This window comes from Microbispora hainanensis (genome assembly GCF_006874475.1).
Lineage (GTDB): Bacteria > Actinomycetota > Actinomycetes > Streptosporangiales > Streptosporangiaceae > Microbispora > Microbispora hainanensis.
On the sequence record NZ_VIRM01000061.1, the window covers coordinates 1 to 18,193 of the forward strand.

At 72.8% G+C, this 18,193-nt stretch carries 21 protein-coding genes; 10 read left to right on the plus strand and 11 right to left on the minus strand.

All coding sequences use genetic code 11. The annotated features are described in order from the left end of the window. Window positions 1-344: 344 nt before the first annotated feature. Together FLX08_RS34190 and FLX08_RS34195 are read right to left on the minus strand one after the other, a co-directional pair. Window positions 345-1,001: a maleylpyruvate isomerase N-terminal domain-containing protein gene (locus FLX08_RS34190; protein ID WP_142624399.1), complete on the minus strand. Its 657-nt coding sequence runs from the start codon at window positions 999-1,001 to the stop codon at window positions 345-347. 163 nt (window positions 1,002-1,164) lie between these two features. Beyond that, window positions 1,165-1,545 (minus strand): PLD nuclease N-terminal domain-containing protein, encoded by a 381-nt coding sequence (locus FLX08_RS34195; protein ID WP_142624400.1) that lies wholly within the window; start codon window positions 1,543-1,545, stop codon window positions 1,165-1,167. A gap of 190 nt (window positions 1,546-1,735) precedes the next feature. Between FLX08_RS34195 and trpB the strand changes: the two genes are divergently transcribed. From trpB to FLX08_RS34210, 3 genes are read left to right on the plus strand one after another with little or no spacing between them, the layout of a single operon-like run. Continuing rightward, window positions 1,736-2,941, plus strand: coding sequence for a tryptophan synthase subunit beta (trpB, locus tag FLX08_RS34200; RefSeq protein ID WP_208761841.1), 1,206 nt, complete (start codon window positions 1,736-1,738; stop codon window positions 2,939-2,941). Next, window positions 2,938-3,753, plus strand: a complete 816-nt coding sequence (trpA, locus tag FLX08_RS34205; protein WP_142624401.1) for a tryptophan synthase subunit alpha — start codon at window positions 2,938-2,940, stop codon at window positions 3,751-3,753. The genes trpB and trpA overlap by 4 nt, the downstream gene beginning before the upstream one ends. Continuing rightward, complete coding sequence (locus FLX08_RS34210) at window positions 3,750-4,505, plus strand: GntR family transcriptional regulator (RefSeq protein ID WP_142624402.1); 756 nt, start codon at window positions 3,750-3,752, stop codon at window positions 4,503-4,505. The genes trpA and FLX08_RS34210 overlap by 4 nt, the downstream gene beginning before the upstream one ends. 33 nt (window positions 4,506-4,538) lie before the next feature. Here FLX08_RS34210 and FLX08_RS34215 read toward each other — a convergent pair whose 3' ends face one another. Together FLX08_RS34215 and FLX08_RS34220 are read right to left on the minus strand one after the other, a co-directional pair. Then, entirely contained in the window at window positions 4,539-5,303 is a 765-nt protein-coding gene (locus FLX08_RS34215; protein ID WP_244313101.1) for a sulfite exporter TauE/SafE family protein, read from the minus strand. Beyond that, the gene (locus tag FLX08_RS34220) at window positions 5,300-5,857 is read right to left on the minus strand and encodes a helix-turn-helix domain-containing protein (protein WP_142624403.1); all 558 of its coding nucleotides are present in this window, start codon (window positions 5,855-5,857) and stop codon (window positions 5,300-5,302) included. Before FLX08_RS34220 ends, FLX08_RS34215 begins: the two co-directional genes overlap by 4 nt. A 64-nt stretch (window positions 5,858-5,921) precedes the next feature. Here FLX08_RS34220 and FLX08_RS34225 point away from each other — a divergent pair, with 64 nt between their 5' ends. Continuing rightward, window positions 5,922-6,827 (plus strand): alpha/beta fold hydrolase, encoded by a 906-nt coding sequence (locus FLX08_RS34225; RefSeq protein WP_208761842.1) that lies wholly within the window; start codon window positions 5,922-5,924, stop codon window positions 6,825-6,827. 24 nt (window positions 6,828-6,851) lie between these two features. Here the strand turns inward: FLX08_RS34225 and FLX08_RS34230 are convergent, their stop codons facing one another. From FLX08_RS34230 to FLX08_RS34250, 5 genes are all read right to left on the minus strand, one after another. Beyond that, the gene (locus FLX08_RS34230; RefSeq protein WP_142624404.1) at window positions 6,852-8,246 is read right to left on the minus strand and encodes a pyridoxal phosphate-dependent decarboxylase family protein; all 1,395 of its coding nucleotides are present in this window, start codon (window positions 8,244-8,246) and stop codon (window positions 6,852-6,854) included. A 4-nt stretch (window positions 8,247-8,250) separates the two neighbouring features. Further along, window positions 8,251-9,249 (minus strand): NAD-dependent epimerase/dehydratase family protein, encoded by a 999-nt coding sequence (locus FLX08_RS34235; RefSeq protein WP_244313102.1) that lies wholly within the window; start codon window positions 9,247-9,249, stop codon window positions 8,251-8,253. Beyond that, a complete protein-coding gene (locus FLX08_RS43135) occupies window positions 9,249-9,638 on the minus strand; it encodes a GNAT family N-acetyltransferase (RefSeq protein WP_142624405.1) in 390 nt (129 codons plus the stop codon). Before FLX08_RS43135 ends, FLX08_RS34235 begins: the two co-directional genes overlap by 1 nt. A 155-nt stretch (window positions 9,639-9,793) precedes the next feature. Next, window positions 9,794-10,378, minus strand: a complete 585-nt coding sequence (locus FLX08_RS34245; RefSeq protein WP_244313107.1) for a DUF4865 family protein — start codon at window positions 10,376-10,378, stop codon at window positions 9,794-9,796. A gap of 28 nt (window positions 10,379-10,406) precedes the next feature. Then, the gene (locus FLX08_RS34250; RefSeq protein WP_142624407.1) at window positions 10,407-10,964 is read right to left on the minus strand and encodes a TetR/AcrR family transcriptional regulator; all 558 of its coding nucleotides are present in this window, start codon (window positions 10,962-10,964) and stop codon (window positions 10,407-10,409) included. A gap of 176 nt (window positions 10,965-11,140) precedes the next feature. On the opposite strand from FLX08_RS34250, the gene FLX08_RS34255 reads away from it, so the two are divergent. Then, the gene (locus FLX08_RS34255) at window positions 11,141-11,764 is read left to right on the plus strand and encodes a lysophospholipid acyltransferase family protein (protein ID WP_142624450.1); all 624 of its coding nucleotides are present in this window, start codon (window positions 11,141-11,143) and stop codon (window positions 11,762-11,764) included. Between the two features lie 59 nt (window positions 11,765-11,823). After that, window positions 11,824-13,446, plus strand: coding sequence for a penicillin-binding transpeptidase domain-containing protein (locus FLX08_RS34260; RefSeq protein WP_142624408.1), 1,623 nt, complete (start codon window positions 11,824-11,826; stop codon window positions 13,444-13,446). Between the two features lie 17 nt (window positions 13,447-13,463). On the opposite strand, the gene FLX08_RS34265 is transcribed toward FLX08_RS34260, so the two are convergent. Continuing rightward, window positions 13,464-13,964 carry an SRPBCC family protein gene (locus tag FLX08_RS34265; protein WP_142624409.1) on the minus strand — a complete coding sequence of 167 codons (501 nt, stop codon included), beginning with the start codon at window positions 13,962-13,964 and terminating at the stop codon, window positions 13,464-13,466. Between the two features lie 213 nt (window positions 13,965-14,177). On the opposite strand from FLX08_RS34265, the gene FLX08_RS34270 reads away from it, so the two are divergent. Further along, window positions 14,178-14,522 (plus strand): YciI family protein, encoded by a 345-nt coding sequence (locus FLX08_RS34270; RefSeq protein WP_142624410.1) that lies wholly within the window; start codon window positions 14,178-14,180, stop codon window positions 14,520-14,522. Continuing rightward, window positions 14,512-15,741, plus strand: a complete 1,230-nt coding sequence (locus FLX08_RS34275; RefSeq protein ID WP_142624411.1) for an RNA polymerase sigma factor — start codon at window positions 14,512-14,514, stop codon at window positions 15,739-15,741. Before FLX08_RS34270 ends, FLX08_RS34275 begins: the two co-directional genes overlap by 11 nt. Here the strand turns inward: FLX08_RS34275 and FLX08_RS34280 are convergent. Beyond that, on the minus strand, window positions 15,701-15,958 hold the full coding sequence (locus tag FLX08_RS34280; RefSeq protein WP_142624412.1) for a DUF3040 domain-containing protein: 258 nt from the start codon (window positions 15,956-15,958) through the stop codon (window positions 15,701-15,703). The two genes, FLX08_RS34275 and FLX08_RS34280, sit on opposite strands and share 41 nt — an antisense overlap. A 135-nt stretch (window positions 15,959-16,093) precedes the next feature. Here FLX08_RS34280 and FLX08_RS34285 point away from each other — a divergent pair, with 135 nt between their 5' ends. Both FLX08_RS34285 and FLX08_RS34295 read left to right on the plus strand, forming a co-directional pair. Next, entirely contained in the window at window positions 16,094-17,284 is a 1,191-nt protein-coding gene (locus tag FLX08_RS34285; RefSeq protein WP_244313104.1) for an Rv2578c family radical SAM protein, read from the plus strand. 73 nt (window positions 17,285-17,357) lie between these two features. Then, window positions 17,358-18,134 (plus strand): class I SAM-dependent methyltransferase, encoded by a 777-nt coding sequence (locus FLX08_RS34295; RefSeq protein WP_208761843.1) that lies wholly within the window; start codon window positions 17,358-17,360, stop codon window positions 18,132-18,134. The last annotated feature ends 59 nt before the right edge of the window (window positions 18,135-18,193 follow it).

The window sequence follows — 18,193 nt, forward strand, 5'->3', positions numbered from 1 at the left end:
GAGGACGCTGAACCTGGTGGGTGCGTAGACGACCAGCAGGTCTAGCCGACAGGCGCACCTATCTCCTCTATCGAGAGGATTCTCCCCTCCCGAACTCGCAGGGTTACCATGGTGCCGATTCGATACATGTCCTGCTTGATTTCCAGCCCATCTTCCAGCGGGTAGCACTGGACGGCTTTTACATCACTCGGATTGGGCGCTTCGATGCATGCCTGCTGCCTGTCCAGCGAACGCAAGGGCCCGGACAGCTGGGACGCGGCGGTCGTACATGAGACCAAGAGAAGTCCGGCCAGCACCATGAGGCTGCTTTTGGGTGCATGCACAGCTTCTCCCCATTGAGTCGATCAGCCGAGTGTGAAGGGGAGCCTTGCGGCCAGCTCGCCGAGTTCTGCCTTTTCGGCCGCGGCCGGGGCACGCCGCCCCGTGCCGACCAGCAGCGCGTCCGTGTCGGAGAACGACGCGGGGAAGGCGGCGCCGGCGATCTTCTCCAGCATCTCACGCGACCGGGCGAGCCCCTCGGGGGGCGGTCCCGCCACGTCAGGGAGGTGCGCGACCAGGTCGAGGTGGTGCAGGGTCCACTCCAGGACGTACGCAGAAAGGTAGTCGCCGGCGGTGAGAACCTCGCCCCGGGTGCCGACCCGAAGTCGCGGGTCGGCGAGCCCCGCGGCGCGGCCTGCCGCGGAGCCGACGTCGTCGAGGTGGAACTTCAGCAGCCGGGGCTCCTCATAGGCGGCGGCCAGCCGGACGATCAGCGCGTCGAGCGGATCATCGCCGGTCGGCGGCGTCGCCGAGACCTCCCAGTAGGTCACCGCGTCACGGGTCGGTTCCTTCTCCTCCGGGGTGGCCAAGGTGATCAGGACGTCCTGAGCGTCGATCACCAGATGGCACACCAGGTCCCGTACAAGCCAGCCGGCACATCCGGACGGCCGCGCGAAGTCCTCGTCCGGCAGTTCGGCGACCGCCCTGCGGAGTGCCGTCCACGAGTGCGCGAAGAGATCCACACCGGCACGGTAATGCGGTGCCTCTACGGCGGACAAACGCATTCGGGCGACCCGCTCGCGCGCTCGGCACGCGACAGCCGGCCCGCCACCCCGGCTCCCGCCGGCCCGAACGGGGTGTCGAGGCAGGCCCGGAAAACCGCCGGCGTCGCGAGACCGTCCGCCCCTACTGGTCCTGGTTCCCCTCCGTCTGACGCTGCTGCTCGCGGTAGGCGCGGCGCTGTTCCTCGGCCCGCTGGCGGCAGCGGCGGAGGAACTCCTCATCGTCGTCCGGATTGGCGGGGACGAACCTGCCCGGCCGATCGTACTCGGGGAAGGCCCCGGTGTTGCCCTTGTACGGCAGCCCGCCGGGCCGCGCCATGGTCTGCGGACGGCCCGCGAGCAGCCACAGGATCGACCCGACCTCGGGGAGGAACAGGACGATCAGGATCCACGCCCCCTTGGGCAGGTTCCGGCAGTCCTCCTCAGCCGTGACGATCACGTCGAGCAGACAGAAGATCCACAAGGCGAGCAGAACCAGACCGAACCCGCCATATAAGAGGGGCATCCCGAATCCTCCCAGTTTCAGACGCGCAGAGCGTAGCGGCTCCGACCTTCGTCCGACGGGACCTTCGCCGACACGTGATCTTTCCCGATGCGGCAAATCCCCGCGCCCACGGTGGCGCGGCCGCACCCGCCCGTGCCAGACTCACTGTTATAGAACTCTCCAATGAGTTATAGAACGACAGGAGCACGACATGCGAGACGTGTTGCCGTGGCGTGAGCCGGCCCCGCCCGACGGGACGATGGGCGAGCCGGGAGCGCGGGGCCGGTTCGGCGAGTACGGCGGGCGGTACGCGCCGGAATCCCTGGTGGAGGCGTGCCGCGAGGTGGGCGAAGCGTTCCGGGAGGCCTGGGCCGATCCGGGGTTCCGCGGCGCCCTGGCACGGCTGCTCGCCGTCCACGCCGGGCGGCCGACCCCGCTCACCCCGGCCCTCCGGCTGTCGGAGGAGCTGGGCGTGCGGCTCCACCTCAAGCGCGAGGACCTCACCCACACCGGATCCCACAAGATCAACAACGTGCTGGGCCAGGCCCTGCTGGCCACCCGCATGGGGCGGCGCAGGCTGATCGCCGAGACCGGTGCGGGCCAGCACGGGGTGGCCACCGCGACCGCCGCCGCGCTGCTCGGGCTGGAGGCCACGGTGTTCATGGGCGAGCGCGACATCGAGCGACAGGCGCTGAACGTCTTCCGGATGCGCATGCTGGGCGCCGAGGTGATCCCGGTGACCTCGGGCAGCCGTACGCTCAAGGACGCCACCAGCGAGGCCATGCGGGCATGGGTGGGCGCGACCGGCGACTCCCACTACTGCATCGGCTCGGTCATCGGACCGGATCCGTACCCCTGGATGGTCAGAGAGTTCCAGCGGGTCATCGGCGACGAGGCCCGCGCGCAGTGCGCCGCCGAACTGCGCACCGGCGTGCCGGACCACGTGGTGGCGTGCGTCGGCGGCGGCTCCAACGCGGCCGGCACGTTCGCCGGATTCGCCGACACCCCGGCGCGCCTGGTCGGCGTCGAGGCGGAGGGCGGCGCCGGGGCGGCCCGCGGCCGGCTCGGCGTCCTGCACGGCTGCCGCTCGCTGTTCCTGCAGAACGGCGACGGGCAGATCACCCAGGCGCACTCCATCGCCCCCGGGCTCGACTATCCGGGCGTCGGCCCGGAGCACGCCCACCTGCGCGACCTGGGCCGGGCCCGCTACGTCACGGTGACCGACGACGAGGCGGTCGCCGCGGCCGTACGGCTCGCGCGCACCGAAGGCATCCTCCCCGCGCTCGAATCGGCGCACGCCCTCGCCTGGGTGATCCGCGCGGCGGGCGGCGGCGAGCTGCCCGCGGGATCGACGGTGCTGATGACGTTGTCCGGCCGAGGCGACAAGGACGTCGCCGCCCTGAAGGAGCTGCTGTGACGAACCCCACCCTGGCCGCGGGCGCGGTCGAACGCCACCTGCGCGCCCAGCGCGACACCGGCCGCGGGCTGCTCATGCCGTACGTCACCGGGGGCATCACGCCCGGCTGGACGGACTGTCTGCGCGCGTTCGCCGACGCAGGGGCGGACGCGATCGAGGTCGGCCTGCCCTTCTCCGACCCCACGCTGGACGGCGTCACCATCCAGCAGGCGAGCGACCTCGCGCTGGCCCGGGGGGCGAGCACCCGCCGGATCCTCGACGACCTGTCCGGCCTGCCGGACCTGGGCGTGCCGCTGGTCGCCAGCACCTACTACAACCTGGTGCTGCACGACGGCCCCGAGGCGTTCTGCGCCGCGCTGCGCCGGGCCGGCGTCACCGGCCTGATCGTGCCCGACCTGCCGGTGCACGAGGCGGACGAGCTGACCGGCGCAGCCGCCGACGCCGGGATCGAGCCGGCCCTGCTGGCCTCGCCCGCGACCCCGCAGCCGCGGCTGGCGGAGATCGCGCGCCACAGCCGCGGATTCGTCTACGCGGTGTCGCTGATGGGCACCACCGGTGAGCGGGCCGCCCTGGCCGCCTCGGCGGCGGAGCTCACCGGGCGGATCAGGCGCGTCACCGACCTGCCGGTCTTGCTAGGATTCGGCATCTCCACCCCGGACCAGGCACGCGAAGCCCGCCGGCACGCCGACGGCGTGGTGGTCGGTGCCGCGGTCATGCGGCGGGTGCTCGACGGGGCCGGACCGGACGACCTGCGGGTCTTCCTCACGACCCTGCGGCAGGCCCTCGACCAGGAGTGTGACCTACCACGATGACCCCCGACGCCGGCCACGAGGCGAGATACCGCGCCATCGCCGCCGACCTCGCCGCGAAGATCCGGTCGGGACACTACGCCCCGGGGGAGGCCCTGCCGCCGCAGCGCGAGCTGAGCGCCTCCTACGGGGTGACCCTCATGACGCTGCGCCAGGCGTTGCGGCAGCTCAGCGACGAGCGGCTGATCGTGCAGCAGCCCGGCAAGGGCACGTTCGTCGCCCCGCCCCATCTGGCGTACCAGCTCGACTCTCTCCGCAGCCTGGTCGACGACCTGCGCAAACAGGGCCACGACGTACGCACCTCGGTGGCCGGGCGGGCGGTGCGCCGGGCCCCCGCCCGGATCGCCGCCGAGCTGCGGCTGCGTCCGGGCGAGACCGCGCTGCGGCTGGAGCGGGTCCGCGAGTTCGGCGGGCGCCCCGCCGTGCACCAGGTGTCCTGGGTCCGCCGGCCGGTGGCCGACCGGATCCGCGACCGCGACTTCACCGTCGTCTCCCTCTACACGGCCCTCGCCGACGCGGGAGTGACGGTCGCCCGGGCGTCCGAGGTGGTGCGGCCCGGTCTGCTCGACGCCACCGCCGCCCGCCACCTCCACGAGCCGCCGGGCAGCCCGGTGCTCGTCAGCACCCGCATCACCTACACGCTCGACGCCACGCCCGTGGTGTCCGACCATGCCACCATCCTCGGCAGCATGATGGAGATCCGCACCGAACGCGCCGCCACCGGCCTGTCCCTCACCTGGGGCGCCACCAGCTGAATCGTGCCCGGCCTCGCCGGGCCCGTACGGCCGTCAGGTGGCCGGCGCGACCCACAGGCGGACCGCCAGGCCGAGGCCGATCAGGGCGACCAGCCAGCGCAGCAGCCCGGCGGGCAGACGCCGGGTGACCAGGGGACCGAGCGTCGACCCGGCGAACAGGCCCACGGCGAGAGGGACGACGGCGGCCCACTCGACGGGCCCGAAGAGGACGAATCCGGCGGCCGAGACCAGGGCGCCGGCGCCGAGGAGCATGTTCTTGAGGGCGTTGGCGGCGGGCAGCCGCGGCTCGGCGGTCACCAGGAGGAGGGCGAGGATCATCACCCCCGACCCCGCGCCGAAATATCCGTTGTAGACCGACAAGGCGGTCAGCCCGAGCGGCAGGACGGCGTCGGGTGAACCACGCCGTTCGTGCCGCAGCGCGAGCCGGGGCTGTGCGAGCAGCGCCAGCGAACCCGCGGCCACGAGGAACGGCACGACGCGGGCGAAGACGCCGGGCGGGGTGGACAGCAGCAGCGCCGACCCGGCCGCCCCGCCGAGCGCCGCCAGCGGCACCCATCTCCGCAGCCACGGCGCCCTCCCGCGCAGCTCGGGCTGCGATGCCAGGGCCGAGCCTGGCCAGCAGGCGACGACCGCGACGATGTTGGCCACGTTCGCCGCGAGGGCGGGAAGGCCCGCCGCGAGCAGGGCCGGATAGGAGATGAGCGAGGTGATGCCGCCCGCGGTGCCGACCAGCCCGGCGAGCACTCCGGCGGCGGCCAGCAGCGCGGCGTCTCCGAGCCCCGTCACGAAACCGGTCACGAGGCCGGGCGTGCCCCGGCGTCCGGCGGGGGCGTCTCGACCGGGAACAGGATCGGGCTGAGCAGATGCCGCCTGCGCCGAGGCTCGGGCTCGTTCGTCATCCGCGCGACGATGACCGCACGCAACTCCGCGATCATCTCGGCGCGTTCCTCGGGGCTCAGCCACAGCACGTGCTGCCGATACCCCACCTCGTCGGCCACGGGATCGGCGCCGTCCAGGCCGAGGTAGGCGTCGAACTCGGAGATCAGGGCGGCCATCGCCGTGGCGAACGTGCGCCGGTGGTCCTCCGGCGTCATCGCCGCCACGGTGCCGGCGTCGATCACCACACGCTCGCGCAGCCGGTAGCGCCGTTCCACCGCGCCGCGCACCCGGTGCTCGCCGTCCACCTCCAGCACGCCGGCATCGGCGAGCGCGGCGACGTGGCGATAGACGGTCGCCTTGTGCACCTCCGATATGCGCTCGCACAACTGCGCGGTCGTGAGAACCCGCCCACCGGCGAGCGCCTGCACGACGCGCAGCCGTACCGGATGCGCGAGCACCTCCATCACGTCCATGGTCCGAATGATCGCACGTGTGCTACCGTTCGCAGAAATGCGAACGATCAGAGGAGAGGGCGGCATGGGACGACCGGCATCGGAGACGACGGCCCCGCCCCTGGGGCGCCTGTACGACGTCGGAGAGCGGCGGCTGATGCTGCACCGCTCGGGCTCGGGCGGGCCGAGCGTGGTGTTCCTGCCCGGCGCGGGACTGGTGGGCCTCGACTTCCTGAACGTCCATGAGGGCGCCGCGGCGTTCGCCACGAGCGTGCTGTACGACCGCGGCGGCACGGGCTGGAGCACGCCGGCACCCCTCCCCCGCCGCGCGGCCGAGGTCGCCGCCGAACTGCGCGACCTCCTGCGGGCCGCGGCGGTCCCCGGGCCGTTCCTCCTGGTCGGCCACTCCCTCGGCGCGTTCTACGCGCGCCGCTACGCGCAGCTCTTCCCTGACGAGGTCGCCGGGCTCCTCCTGCTCGACCCCGGCCACGAGGACATCCTCGGCCACATGCCGGCACAGGCCGCCGAGCTGGCCGAGCAGATGCGGCCCGACCCGGCGCGGATGCCGGAGCTGACCGGCGAGCAGCGCCAGGCCGCCCGCGAGGCGTACGCCCGCCTGTACGCCGAGTGGCCCGCGCCGGTGCGCGAGGCGCTGATCGGCCACCACCTGGCGTCGTGGCGGACGAGCCTGCGCGAGACGGAGAACTTCGAGACCGAGGTCTACGACGAGCTGCGGGCCGGTGGGCCGCTGCCCGGCGTCCCGTTGATCGTGCTCACCGCGGGCGGCGTGAACCCCTACTGGGCGAAGTTCCTGCCCGAGGAGGTGATGCGCGAGGCGCACGACGGGGTGCGCGCGCTGCACGCGGCGATCGCCCGCTCGGTGCCGGGGGGACAGCAGCGCGTGGTGGACGGCGCCTCCCACCAATACCTGCACGTCGAGCGGGCCGATGAGGTGCTGCGGGCGATCCGCGACCTGACGGCGGCCGCCTGACCCCTGCCGTCTTCACCCACGGCGTCACGAGACGGCCCGGATCTCCTCCAGCAGGACGGAGAGGTCGGCCTCGGTCGTGTCCGGGTGGAGCACGCAGGCGCGCAGGGCCGCCGCGCCGCGCAGCCGGGTGCCGGTGAGGAAGGCGCGCCCGCGCCGCTGCACGGCGGCGGGAATCGCCTCGTTCAGCGTCTCCACGGCGGCGGAGTCAAGGCCCGTGGGCCGGTGCCGGAACGCGACGACCGAGGTGACGACCGGGGCGAGCAGGTCGAAGTCGGCGGAATCCTCGATCATCGCGGCCAGGACGCGCGCCAGCCGGGTGGTGTGCCGCACCAGCCCGGCGACGCCGTCGCCGCCCAGGTGCGCGATGGTGGCCCACACGCGCAGCGCGCGGAACGGCCGGGTCTGCTCCGGACCGTACTCCGAGAACCACCCCAGCTCTCCGGCGTCGTCGTCCCGCAGGTAGGGCGGGACGAGGCTGAACGCCTCGCGCGCACCGGAGGGGTCGCGGAACAGGACGCATCCGCAGTCGACAGGGACGCCGAGCCACTTGTGCGGGTCCAGCACGAGGGAGTCCGCCAGCTCCAGCCCGGCGTACGCGGGCCGGCACTCGTCCGCGAGCACGCCGAGCGCGCCGTAGGCGCCGTCGATGTGGAACCACAGCCCGTGCTCGCGCGCCACCTCGGCGACGTCTACCAGGGGATCGACGGCCCCGGTGTTGACCGTCCCCGTGCTCGCCGCCACGAAGAGCGGGCGCACTCCCGCCTCACGGTCCGCCACGACGAGGCGGCGCAGCGCGGCGGTGTCCATGCGGAACGCGTCGTCGACGGGGACGGTGCGGATGTGCCGGCTGCCCAGGCCGAGCAGTTCGGCCGCCTTGCGCAGGCAGCTGTGGCCCTCCTCCGACAGATAGAGAGCCAGCGGAGGGTGCCCGGACAGGCCCGTCTCCCGTACGTCCGGGACGGCGCGCTGGCGGGCCGCGGCGAGCGCCACGACGGTGGCCATGGACGCTCCGCTGGTCAGCAGCCCGCCGGCCGGCCGGTGGGGGAAGCCCGCCAGCTCCGCCAGCCACCGGACGGCCGTCCGCTCCAGCAGGACCCCCGCGTGCTCGCCCCCGGCGCAGCTCGGGTTCATCGCCGCGGCCAGCGGGGCGACCACGACACCGGCCGCCGAGGGCGGGGAGTTGACCCAGCCGAAGAACCGGGGGTGCCCGTTGCCCATCGGGTAGGGCAGCACGTGCCGGTCGACGTCGCCGAGCAGCTCCGCGAGTGGGCGCCCCACGGCGGGGAGCGGCTGCCGGGTCAGCCATTCGACGTCCGAGCCGGCCACCGGACGCCACACCGGCCCGCCGGGAACGGCCGCCAGGTGGCCCGTCGCCGCGTCCGCGGCCTGACGTGCCGCCTCGCGCAGGTCGTCCGTCATGGCGTCACGGCGCCGACCGCCGCACGGCATCGATCACGGCACGCTCCTCGGCGGGGTCGAGCCCGGGCGGGAACGCCGGGATCTCGTCCGGCCCGGTCAGCCACGCCCAGGTGTCGGCGACGGTCTCCACCACCGGACGGCACCGCAGGCCCGTGGCCAGGGCCCGGCCGACGTCGGTGCGGATGAACCCGGCCAGCGCGGGACCGGGCGGGATCCAGCCCGGCAGCGCCGCCCACCGGTCGATCCCGGCCGCCTCGATCGCCTCGGGCTCGACCCAGACCGGCTCGGCGAGCCCGCCGGTGACCGCGACCGCGGACTCCAGCAGGTCGCGGGTCGTGCAGTGCCCCTCCGGGTTGACCAGGTTGACCGGGCCCCGCACACCGCGCTCGGCCGCGTCGAGCAGCCAGGCGACGAGGTCGCGTACGTCCACGTAGCGGAACGGCTGGCCGGCCGGGCCGGGAGCGAGCATCTCCCCGCCGCGCGCGGCCCGCAGCAGCCAGCGCGGCAGCTGCCCGGGGCGCTCGTGCGGCCCGAGGATCAGCCCGGCGCGGGCCAGCACGGCCCGCTCGCCGAACGCCTCCTCCACAGCGAGCTCGCCGCCCCGCTTGTTGTGGGCGTAGTCGACGTCCTCGGCGTCCGACGACGCCTCGACCGTGGGCCAGTCCTCGTTCAGGCCGGCCGGCGTCGGGGGCGCGTACACCGCCCTGCTGGAGACGTACACATACCTGTCCGCGCACCCGGCCAGCGCGCGGGCGCTGTCGCGGACGACCCGGGGCGCGCCGGCCCAGGTGTCCACCACGGCGTCCCACCGGCCCTCGGCGAGCGGGGCCAGGTCGGCCGGGCGGAGCCGGTCGCCGGTCACCGCCTCCGCCTCGGGGTGGGACCATCCGGCGCGCCCGCGGGTGAACGTGGTGACGTGCCAGCCGCGCTCCACCGCGGCCGTGACCACCCACCGGCCGACGAACGTCGTGCCGCCCAGCACGAGCAGCCGCATGCCGTTCATCACTGCCTCCTGATCCGGTACAGAACGTGGCGGCGCAGCGGGTGACCCGCGGGGAGCGCCGGGTGGTCGAAGTCCTCGGCCGGGTCGTGGGTCATCCCGAGCCGCCGCATGACCGCCTGCGAGCGGACGTTCGGCACCGCCGTGAACGAGACGACCTCGGTCAGACCCACGCGCCCGAACCGGTCGTCCAGCGACGCCCGCGCCGCCTCCGTGGCCAGCGTCGCAGCACGAGCCGTTCTGTTCTGATCGAATCGGCCACCCGCCGACGATAGTGCACGCAGGCTTTGGCCCCCGATGACGGTCCCCGATGCGGGGGGCGGGAGAAAGCAGAGGCGGAAGTCGGCTAGAGTCGTTCCTGGCCGATGTGGTTTGTGTCCCCCGGGCCGCAATCACTGCCTTCACGGAATACCGTCCGGCTGGAGCCGTGTTGTGCATCTCGCCGAGGAGGCGACCGCCACATCGGCCCTCGACGTGGGCGCCCCGCGAGACCCGTTCTCGCGGGGCGCCGCTGTCTTTTCCCGGCCTTTTCCCGCCTCCTGTCTTCTCACCAGGCCCGGCCCGAGGGCAGGCCCGCCAGGCCGGGCGCGGACAGGTGCAGCACCTCGTAGCGTTCCGCGTCCCCGTACGCGCCCGGCACCTCCCGCTCCCACAACGCGAACGTCAGCAGCCGCCAATGGTGCGGGTCAACGGCGAGGGCGGCGGTGTGCAGGCCCTCGGCGCGGCCCAGCTCACGCAGTTCGGCGAGGCCGTCGGCCACCTGCTCTTGCAGGTCGGCCGTGGCGGGCAGCTCGGTCAGCCGGCGCGACGCCGCGCGGGGCCGCGTCCCCCGGGCCTGCCCCGCCTCGGCGGCCAGACCCGTCCAGTGCCGCACGACCGGCCTGCCGAAGTCGGCGACGATGCCCTGGAAACCGCCCCCGCCGACCAGGAACTCGCCCATCCTCCCGGGGTCGTTCCACAGGTAGAAGGGCGCGTACTGGTTGACCGGCGACCCGGCGACGCCCCGCTCGCGGATCAGGTAGGCCTTCAGTCCGAGCCCGGCCCGGTCGTCGAGGGCGTGGCCGCGGGTGGCCGCCCGCTCGCGGATGATCGTCATGTCGTAGTCGGCGGGCAGGGTGATCTCGTACTGCATCGCGTACACGGCGGGTTTCTCCGGCGGCTCAGGGGTGGGACAGCAGGGCGAGCACGCCCTCGATGGCTTGATGGAACGGCTCGGGCGTGCCGGCCGCGCGGGCCAGGACGTATCCGCCCTGCAGCACCGCCACGATCGTCGCGGCGGTCGCGCCCGGATCGAGACCGGCGTCGAGCTCGCCCAGGTCGCGCCCCTCGGCCAGCACCTCCGCGAGCCGGTCGCGCAGCCACGCGAACGTCTCCTCCACGGGCCACCGCAGCGCCGGATCGGCCATGACGTCGGGGTCCTGGGTGAGCCGGCCGATCGGGCAGCCCCGCAGCACCTCCCGCTCGCGCCGCAGGTAGGCCGACACGCGCTCGACGGCCGTGCCCGGGCCGCCCAGGATCTCCTCGACCCCGGCGCGCATCTCCTCGGCCGTACGGGCGATCGCGGCCAGCGCGAGGTCGGGTTTGCCGGAGAAGTGGTGATACATGCTGCCCTGACCGGCTCCCGCCCGCTGCTGGATGGCCCGCGGGCTGGTTCCGACGTAGCCGCGTTCCCAGAGGAGTTCCCGGGTGCTCTCGATCAGGCGGTCCGGCGTGCTCATGCCGTACATACTAGTAGGTACAGAAAACTGTTGGTGAAGCCGTACAAAACACGAGGCGGTGTGTTGCAGGGGTCATACACCTGAACGGGGGTCAGGGCGGCCTAGGGTATTCCCGTCGGACCGGAGAAGGAGAGGCCGTGCTCTACCCCGCCCTGAAGTTCGTCAGCGTTCCCGTCATGCACGCACTGTGGCGGCCGCGAATGGAAGGACGCGAGCACGTCCCCGCTCACGGGCCCGCGATCCTCGCCTCCAACCACCTGTCCGTGCTCGACTCGTTCTTCATGCCGGCCGTGGTGCCGCGCATGGTGCGGTTCGTGGCGAAGAAGGAGTACTTCACCGGCAACCTCGTCGCGGCGGCGTGGATGCGCGCGATGGGGGCGATGGAGATCGACCGGGAGAACGTCTCCGCCGCCCAGGACATGCTCGACGCCGCGGTGGAGGTGCTGAAGGCGGGCGAGCTGTTCGGCATCTACCCCGAGGGCACCCGCTCCCCCGACGGCCGGCTCTACCGGGGGAAGGTCGGCGTGGCCTGGCTGTCGCTGACCACCGGCGCCCCGGTCGTGCCCGTCGCCATGATCGGCACCGAGAGGGTGCTGCCGCCCGGCACGTCGGTGCCGCGCCTGCACAGCATCGGCGTGCGGTTCGGGGAACCGATGACCTTCACCGGCGACGCGGGCAACGCCCGGGACCGGCGGAGGGTGACCGACGAGGTCATGGCCGCGATCCAGCGCCTGTCCGGCCAGGAGTACGTGCCCCGGTACGGCGCCAGCGTCAAGGGCGCAGGCGAAGCCGGAGTGTGAACGACGACGGACCCCGCTAGGCTCTGAACCCGACCGCAGGGCCGTCGTTGGGAGTGCGCGTGCCGCGAGGACGTACCGTCGCGATCTCGGCTGCCGTGGCCGTCGTGCTGGCCGGGGCGGCCGCCGGGGGCGCCTACTACGTGTTCCACACGCGCGGCACGCCGCAGGAGACGGCCGCGCGGTTCGCCGCGGCCTGGTCGAAGGGCGACCTCGCGGCGATGAAGGCCGAGCTCGCCTCCCCCGCCGCCGGCTTCGACGCGGCCTACGCCGAGCTCACCAAGAACCTCGGCGTGGCGAAGGTCGCCGTGCGCGACGTGCGGGCCGGCGCGGCGAAGGACGACCGGGCGACCGCCTCCTACACCGCCACCGCCACGGTGAAGAACGTCGGCGACTGGACCTACAAGGGCTCGCTCAGGCTCGTGGTCAAGGACCACTACTGGAAGGTCGACTGGTCGCCGTCCGCGGTCCATCCCGCGCTCGACGGGACCAACCACCTGGCGCTGAAGACGTCGTGGCCGCAGCGGGCCGCCATCACCGACGCCGACGGCGACCGCATCGACGGCGGCGACGTGGGCGGCTCGGTGCAGCAGCTCGTGGGCTTCCTGGACAAGGCGACGGACAAGGACGTCGAGAAGCTGGGCACCGCCTACAAGAAGGGCGACGCCGTGGGCCGCGGCGGCCTGCAGGAGACGTTCCAGAAGCAGCTCGCCGGCACACCCACCACCGAGATCCAGGTGGTGGGCGACAGCCGCAAGACCCTGCACACCGTCACGGGCTCGCCCGGCAAGGACCTGCGGACCAGCCTCGACCTGAAGGTGCAGCAGGCCGCCGCCGACGCCGTACGCGACCTGGACAAACCCACCTCGCTCGTCGCCGTCAGACCCTCGACGGGCGAGATCCTCGCCGTCGTGAACAACCGGGGCGGGTTCAACCGCGCCCTGGACGGCAAGTACGCCCCCGGATCCACGTTCAAGACGGTCACCGCCGCCGGGCTCCTGGCCGAGGGACTGACGCCGTCGAGCCGGGTGACCTGCCCCAAGGAGGCGGTCGTCGGCGGGCTGAAGATCCGCAACTCCGACCACGAGGCGTTCGGGTCGCTGTCGTTCCTCGACTCCTACGCCCACTCGTGCAACACGACGTTCGCGCCGCTCGCCGCGGAGAAACTCGGCGCGCGCAAGCTGTACGACATGGCGACGGACCTGGGCTTCAACCGGCCGCTGCGCATCGGCGTGCCGGCGACCCCCGGCAGCATGCCGAAGGCCACCAGCGACGCCGAGCTCGCCGCGGAGTCGTTCGGGCAGGCCAGGATCACCGCGAGCCCGCTGGTGATCGCGACCGTGGCCGCGGCGGTGGCCGACGGCTCCTGGCGGCCGCCTACGCTGGTGCCCTCGCTGGAGCAGAAGACCGCTCCCAAAAAACTGCCGGACGAGGTCGTCGAGAACCTGCGGTCGATGATGCGGGCGGTCGTCACCAAGGGCACCGCCCACGCCGCCGGGCTGCCCGCGGGGACGGCCGGCAAGACGGGAACCGCCGAGTTCGGCACCGGGCCCGAGCTCGACTCGCACGCCTGGTTCATGGGCTTCCGCGGCGACGTGGCCTTCGCCGTCGTCGTGGAGGCCGGCGGCATGGGCGGCTCGGTGGCCGCCCCGGTCGCCGCGCACTTCCTCAAGTCCCTGTCCTGAGGCCCGGCCGGCGCGAGTCAGAGCGTGCGCCGCCTCACGGCCGCGTCGAGGTTGTCGAGCTCGTTGCCGCGATGGGCGCGGTGCTGCCGCGTCCAGGTCTCGTCGTGGAGGGGATCGAGCGTCATGACCAGGTTCGTACGGTCACCGGCGGGCTCGATGTCGATGGTCGTCAGGTGCTCGTACGGCTCGTGGCCGGGCACGAAGTCGATCAGTGACAGGTAGGCGAGGCGGGTCGGCGACGCGACCTCGGTGAACGTCTTGCGAAACTCCGTCGACAGCGCGTTGTCGGTGTTCCGCAGGAACTCGACCTGTTCCGGCGAGGTCGCGGTCAAGGTGTAGCGCAGCAGGCCGCCGGGCCTGAGCTCGATATCGCTCACCCGGATGTCGAAACCGTCGGGGACCCACCACTCTTCGAGGCCGGCGGCGGTGGTCAGCAGCTCCCAGACGAGCTCCGCCGGAGCGTCGTAGGTGCGCGCGATTCGCGCGGCGTCCGAGCCGGGCGGGCGTTCGGTGATCATCGGTTCTCCTCTTCTCCGGGTTCCTGCGGTTATGAGTGCCTGGGGGGCTTCGGAGGTCTGCCGGTCTGCCCGGCGGATCCGCATCAGTGACGAACGGGCGAGCGCCGGACGGACACCCCCGATGGAAAAAAATCGGCCGGCGGTCGCTGTCCGTCCGCGGCGACGCCGTTCGTCTGATACTTGACGCGGCACCGGCCCGTGACTGGAGGACTCATGCAGTACGCGTTGCTCGCCTACAACCCCTCGGAGGACACGGACCGGGCGAGCCGTCCGATATCGGGTGCTCTCGCCGGCATGCTCGACCGGCCGGACGTCACCGGCTGGGCACGGCTCCACGCCGCCGGGTCGGCGACGACGGTGCGCAACGACGAGGGACGGATGCTGCTGACCGACGGACCGTTCGTCGACAGCAAGGAGTATCTCGCCGGCCTGATCCTGATCGAGGCCGACGACCTCGACGGCGCACTCGCCACCGCCGCGGAACTGCTCGGGACCACAAGGCCCGGCACCGCGATCGAGGTGCGGCCCATCCTCGACGGGCGCTTCCGTGGCGCTTGACGCCGTCTTCCGCGACCAGTGGGGGCGCGTGCTGGCGACCCTGGTCGGCATCCTCGGCGACATCGAACTGGCCGAGGACGCCGCCGCCGAAGCGTTCGCCGTCGCCGCGGAACGGTGGCCGGGCGACGGGGAACCGGCCAATCCCACCGGCTGGCTCGTCACCACCGCGCGCAACCGCGCGATCGACGACCTGCGCCGGCGGCGGATCCTGGCCGGCAAGACGAAACTGCTCATCCGCGACATCGAGACCGGGCCGCGGCCGCAGGGGGCAGTCATGGACGAGGCCACCGTCATCCAGGACGAGCGGCTGGAGCTCATCTTCACCTGCTGTCACCCGGCGCTCGCCCTCGATGTGCAGGTGGCGCTCACGCTGCGCACCCTCGGCGGCCTGTCCACCGACGAGATCGCGCTGGCGTTCCTCGTGCCGTTCGAGACCATGAGCAAGCGGCTGACGAGGGCGAAACACAAGATCCGCGACGCCGGCATCCCGTTCGCCGTGCCGCCCGATCATCGGCTGCCCGACCGGCTGGCGGCCGTGCTCGCCGTGGTCTACCTGATCTTCAACCAGGGCTGGGGCGGCGGCCGCGTCGACCTCGCCGCGGAGGCGATCCACCTCGGCCGGGCGCTCGCCGGCCTGATGCCGGACGAGCCCGAGGTCCTCGCGCTGCTGGCGCTGATGCTGCTGCACGACGCGCGAAAGGCCGCCCGCCTGCGCGACGGGCGGATCGTCCCCTTGGACGACCAGGACCGCTCTCTGTGGGACACGCGGCAGATCGACGAGGGCCGGGCGCTGCTGCGGCGGGCCATGGCACGAGAGCGCTCCGGCCCCTACCTGGTGCAAGGGGCCATCGCCGACCTTCACCTGCAGGAACCACGCGACTGGCGGCAGATCGCCGCGCTCTACCAGACGCTCGCCCGGCAGACCGGATCGCCGATCGTCGAGATGAACCGGGCCGTCGCCGTGGCCGAGATCGACGGGCCCCAGGCCGGCCTTGCCGTCCTCGACGGCCTCGACCTCGGCCACTATCGCTACTTCCACTCCACCCGGGCCGAGCTCCTGCGTCGCGCCGGCCGTGACGCCGAGGCGCACCACGCCTACCGCCGAGCGCTCGACCTCGCGCAGACCGAGCCGGAACAGCGTTTCCTCGCCGACCGGCTGGCCGAGACGGCACCCTCCCCTAAACCGGGAGAGCGGCGGCGTCGTGCCGCAGGGCCATGACCAGCAGGGTCGCGATCAACGTGGCGATGAGCAGCCAGCTCACCGCGATGATCACGGTGGAGCGGCCCGGCAGGCGGCGGCCCGCGCCTCGCCCCTGCCGTCCGCGCTCCGCACGGTGGTTGAACGACTCGAGCCTGGCCGCAAGCTTCGGGTCCTCATCGGTGAGGTGCCGCTCGATCATCGCCAGCATCCGCTCTTCGTCCTGCGACCAGGCCATCGCGCAACTCTCCCAGAACGCAAGGTATGTGCCGACGTTCTGCCCAACGATGAAGATCGTTAGCCGTTTCCAGGGCCGCCATTTACGACGTGTTGCATGTTGCGATCTCCATCGAACCTCTGTTCTAATCGGAGGGTGCGGTGGGACGGGTTGCGCCTCGAAACGGGGGAAGGCGAGCAGGGGGAGACGACTCCCCTGTTCGCGCGGTCGGCCGTGACCCGGACCTTCGACACCCCCGAGTTCCGGGGCGTCACCTTCTATGAGATCCACGCGCGGTCGATCATCAACCGGGTCCCCTCGGCAAGCCGGGTCCCGTTCGAGTGGACGATCAATCCCTACCGAGGCTGCACGCACGCGTGCACATACTGCTTCGCCCGCAGGACCCACGAATACCTCGACCTGGACTCCGGGCGGGACTTCGACTCGAAGATCGTCGTGAAGGTCAACGCCCCGGACCTCGTACGCAGGGAACTGGCGGCGCCCCGGTGGGGCGGGCACCCCGTCGCCATGGGGACCAACGTCGACTGCTACCAGCGGGCCGAGGGGCGCTACCGGCTGATGCCGGGCATCCTCGCGGCCCTCCGGGACGCCCGCAACCCGTTCTCGATCCTCACCAAGGGCTCACTGATCCTGCGCGACCTCGATCTGCTCGCCGAGGCCGCAGAGGTGACCGACGTCAGCACGGCCGTCTCGATCGGGTTCACCGACGAGTCGCTGTGGCGGGCCGTCGAGCCGGGCACCCCCTCGCCGCGCAAACGGCTGGAGGTGTGCGCCACGCTCAACGAGCACGGCATCCCCTGCGGCGTGCTCATGGCGCCGATCCTCCCCTACCTGTGCGACTCTCCTCAGGCCCTGGAGACCACCGTGCGCCGCATCGCCGAGACCGGCGCGACGCACGTCACGCCGATCGTGCTCCACCTGCGGCCGGGCGCGCGCGAGTGGTTCATGGCCTGGCTGTCGCGCGAGCACCCCCGGCTCGTCCCCCGCTATCTGGAGCTGTACGGCCGGGGCGCCTACGCCCCCAAGGCCTACCAGGAACGGATCGGCCATGCCGTGCGCGCGCTCGCCCGCACGTACGGCATCGGCCGCTCGGCCCCGCGCGGCGACCGCGCCCCAGAGGCGGGCGGCGGCGATCGCCGGCTACCGGCGCGCGGCGGCGCCGCAACGGGGACACGCGGTAGCGCCGCGGCAGAGGCGCGTGGCGGTGCCGCATCGGAGTCGGGTGGCAACGCCGTGACAGAGGCGGGTGGCACCCGTTCCTGGCGACGGCCCGGCGAGCGACCGGCTCCCCCGCCCGCGCCGCCCGAACAGCTCACGCTCCTCTAGCCGGCCGCTTCGATCCTCCTCGTGGGCGGATAGCCCCACCGCCGGGTTGTCCGTGCGGATACGATCGGCGGCCGTGGGGGACGTCGCCGAGGACGCTGAGGACTTCGTCTGTGCGCATACCCGGCTCGCGGCCGTGCCGTACGTGCCGGAGATACGGCTGCGCCTGGTCACGCACGGCGCCATGCCCGGTGCCATGCCCGGTGCCATGCCCGGTGCCATGCCCGGTGGTGCGCCCGGTGCCATGCCCGGTGGTGCGCCCGGTGGCGTACCCGATGGCGTGCACGGCGTCGCGCCGGACGCGGGCGGCGACGACCACGTGTACGAGTTGTGGGAGCGCGCCGGGCGGCTGCCCTTCTGGGCCTGCCCCTGGGCCGGAGGGCAGGCGCTGGCCCGCCACGTGCTCGACCATCCGGAGATCGTGCGGGGCCGCACCGTCCTGGACCTCGCCACCGGCTCGGGGCTGGTCGCGATCGCCGCGGCGCTGGCCGGAGCCGCCCTGGTCGTCGCCAACGACGTCGACCCGTACGCGCTGGCGGCGGTCGCCATGAACGCCCGCGCCAACGGCGTGGCGGTGCGGGTCGCCGGGGGCGACCTGCTCGACGGGACGCCGTCCCAGCAGGTCGTGCTGGCGGGGGACGTCTACTACGAGGAGCCGCTGGCCCGCCGGGTCACCCCGTTCCTGTCCCGGGCCGGCGGCGAGGTCCTTATCGGGGCGCCCGACCGCGCCTGCTCCTATCTCCCGGAGGGCGTGTTCGAGCAGGTGGCCGTGCATCAGGTGCCCGCCTTCCTGGAGGACACCCCCAGCAAACGGACGACCGTATATCGACTTTCCAGGCGCTCTGTGACCTAGCTCACAACAACGCGACAGCTGCCGGTTACGTCACAGGGAAAGGGGATCTTCACCTGACA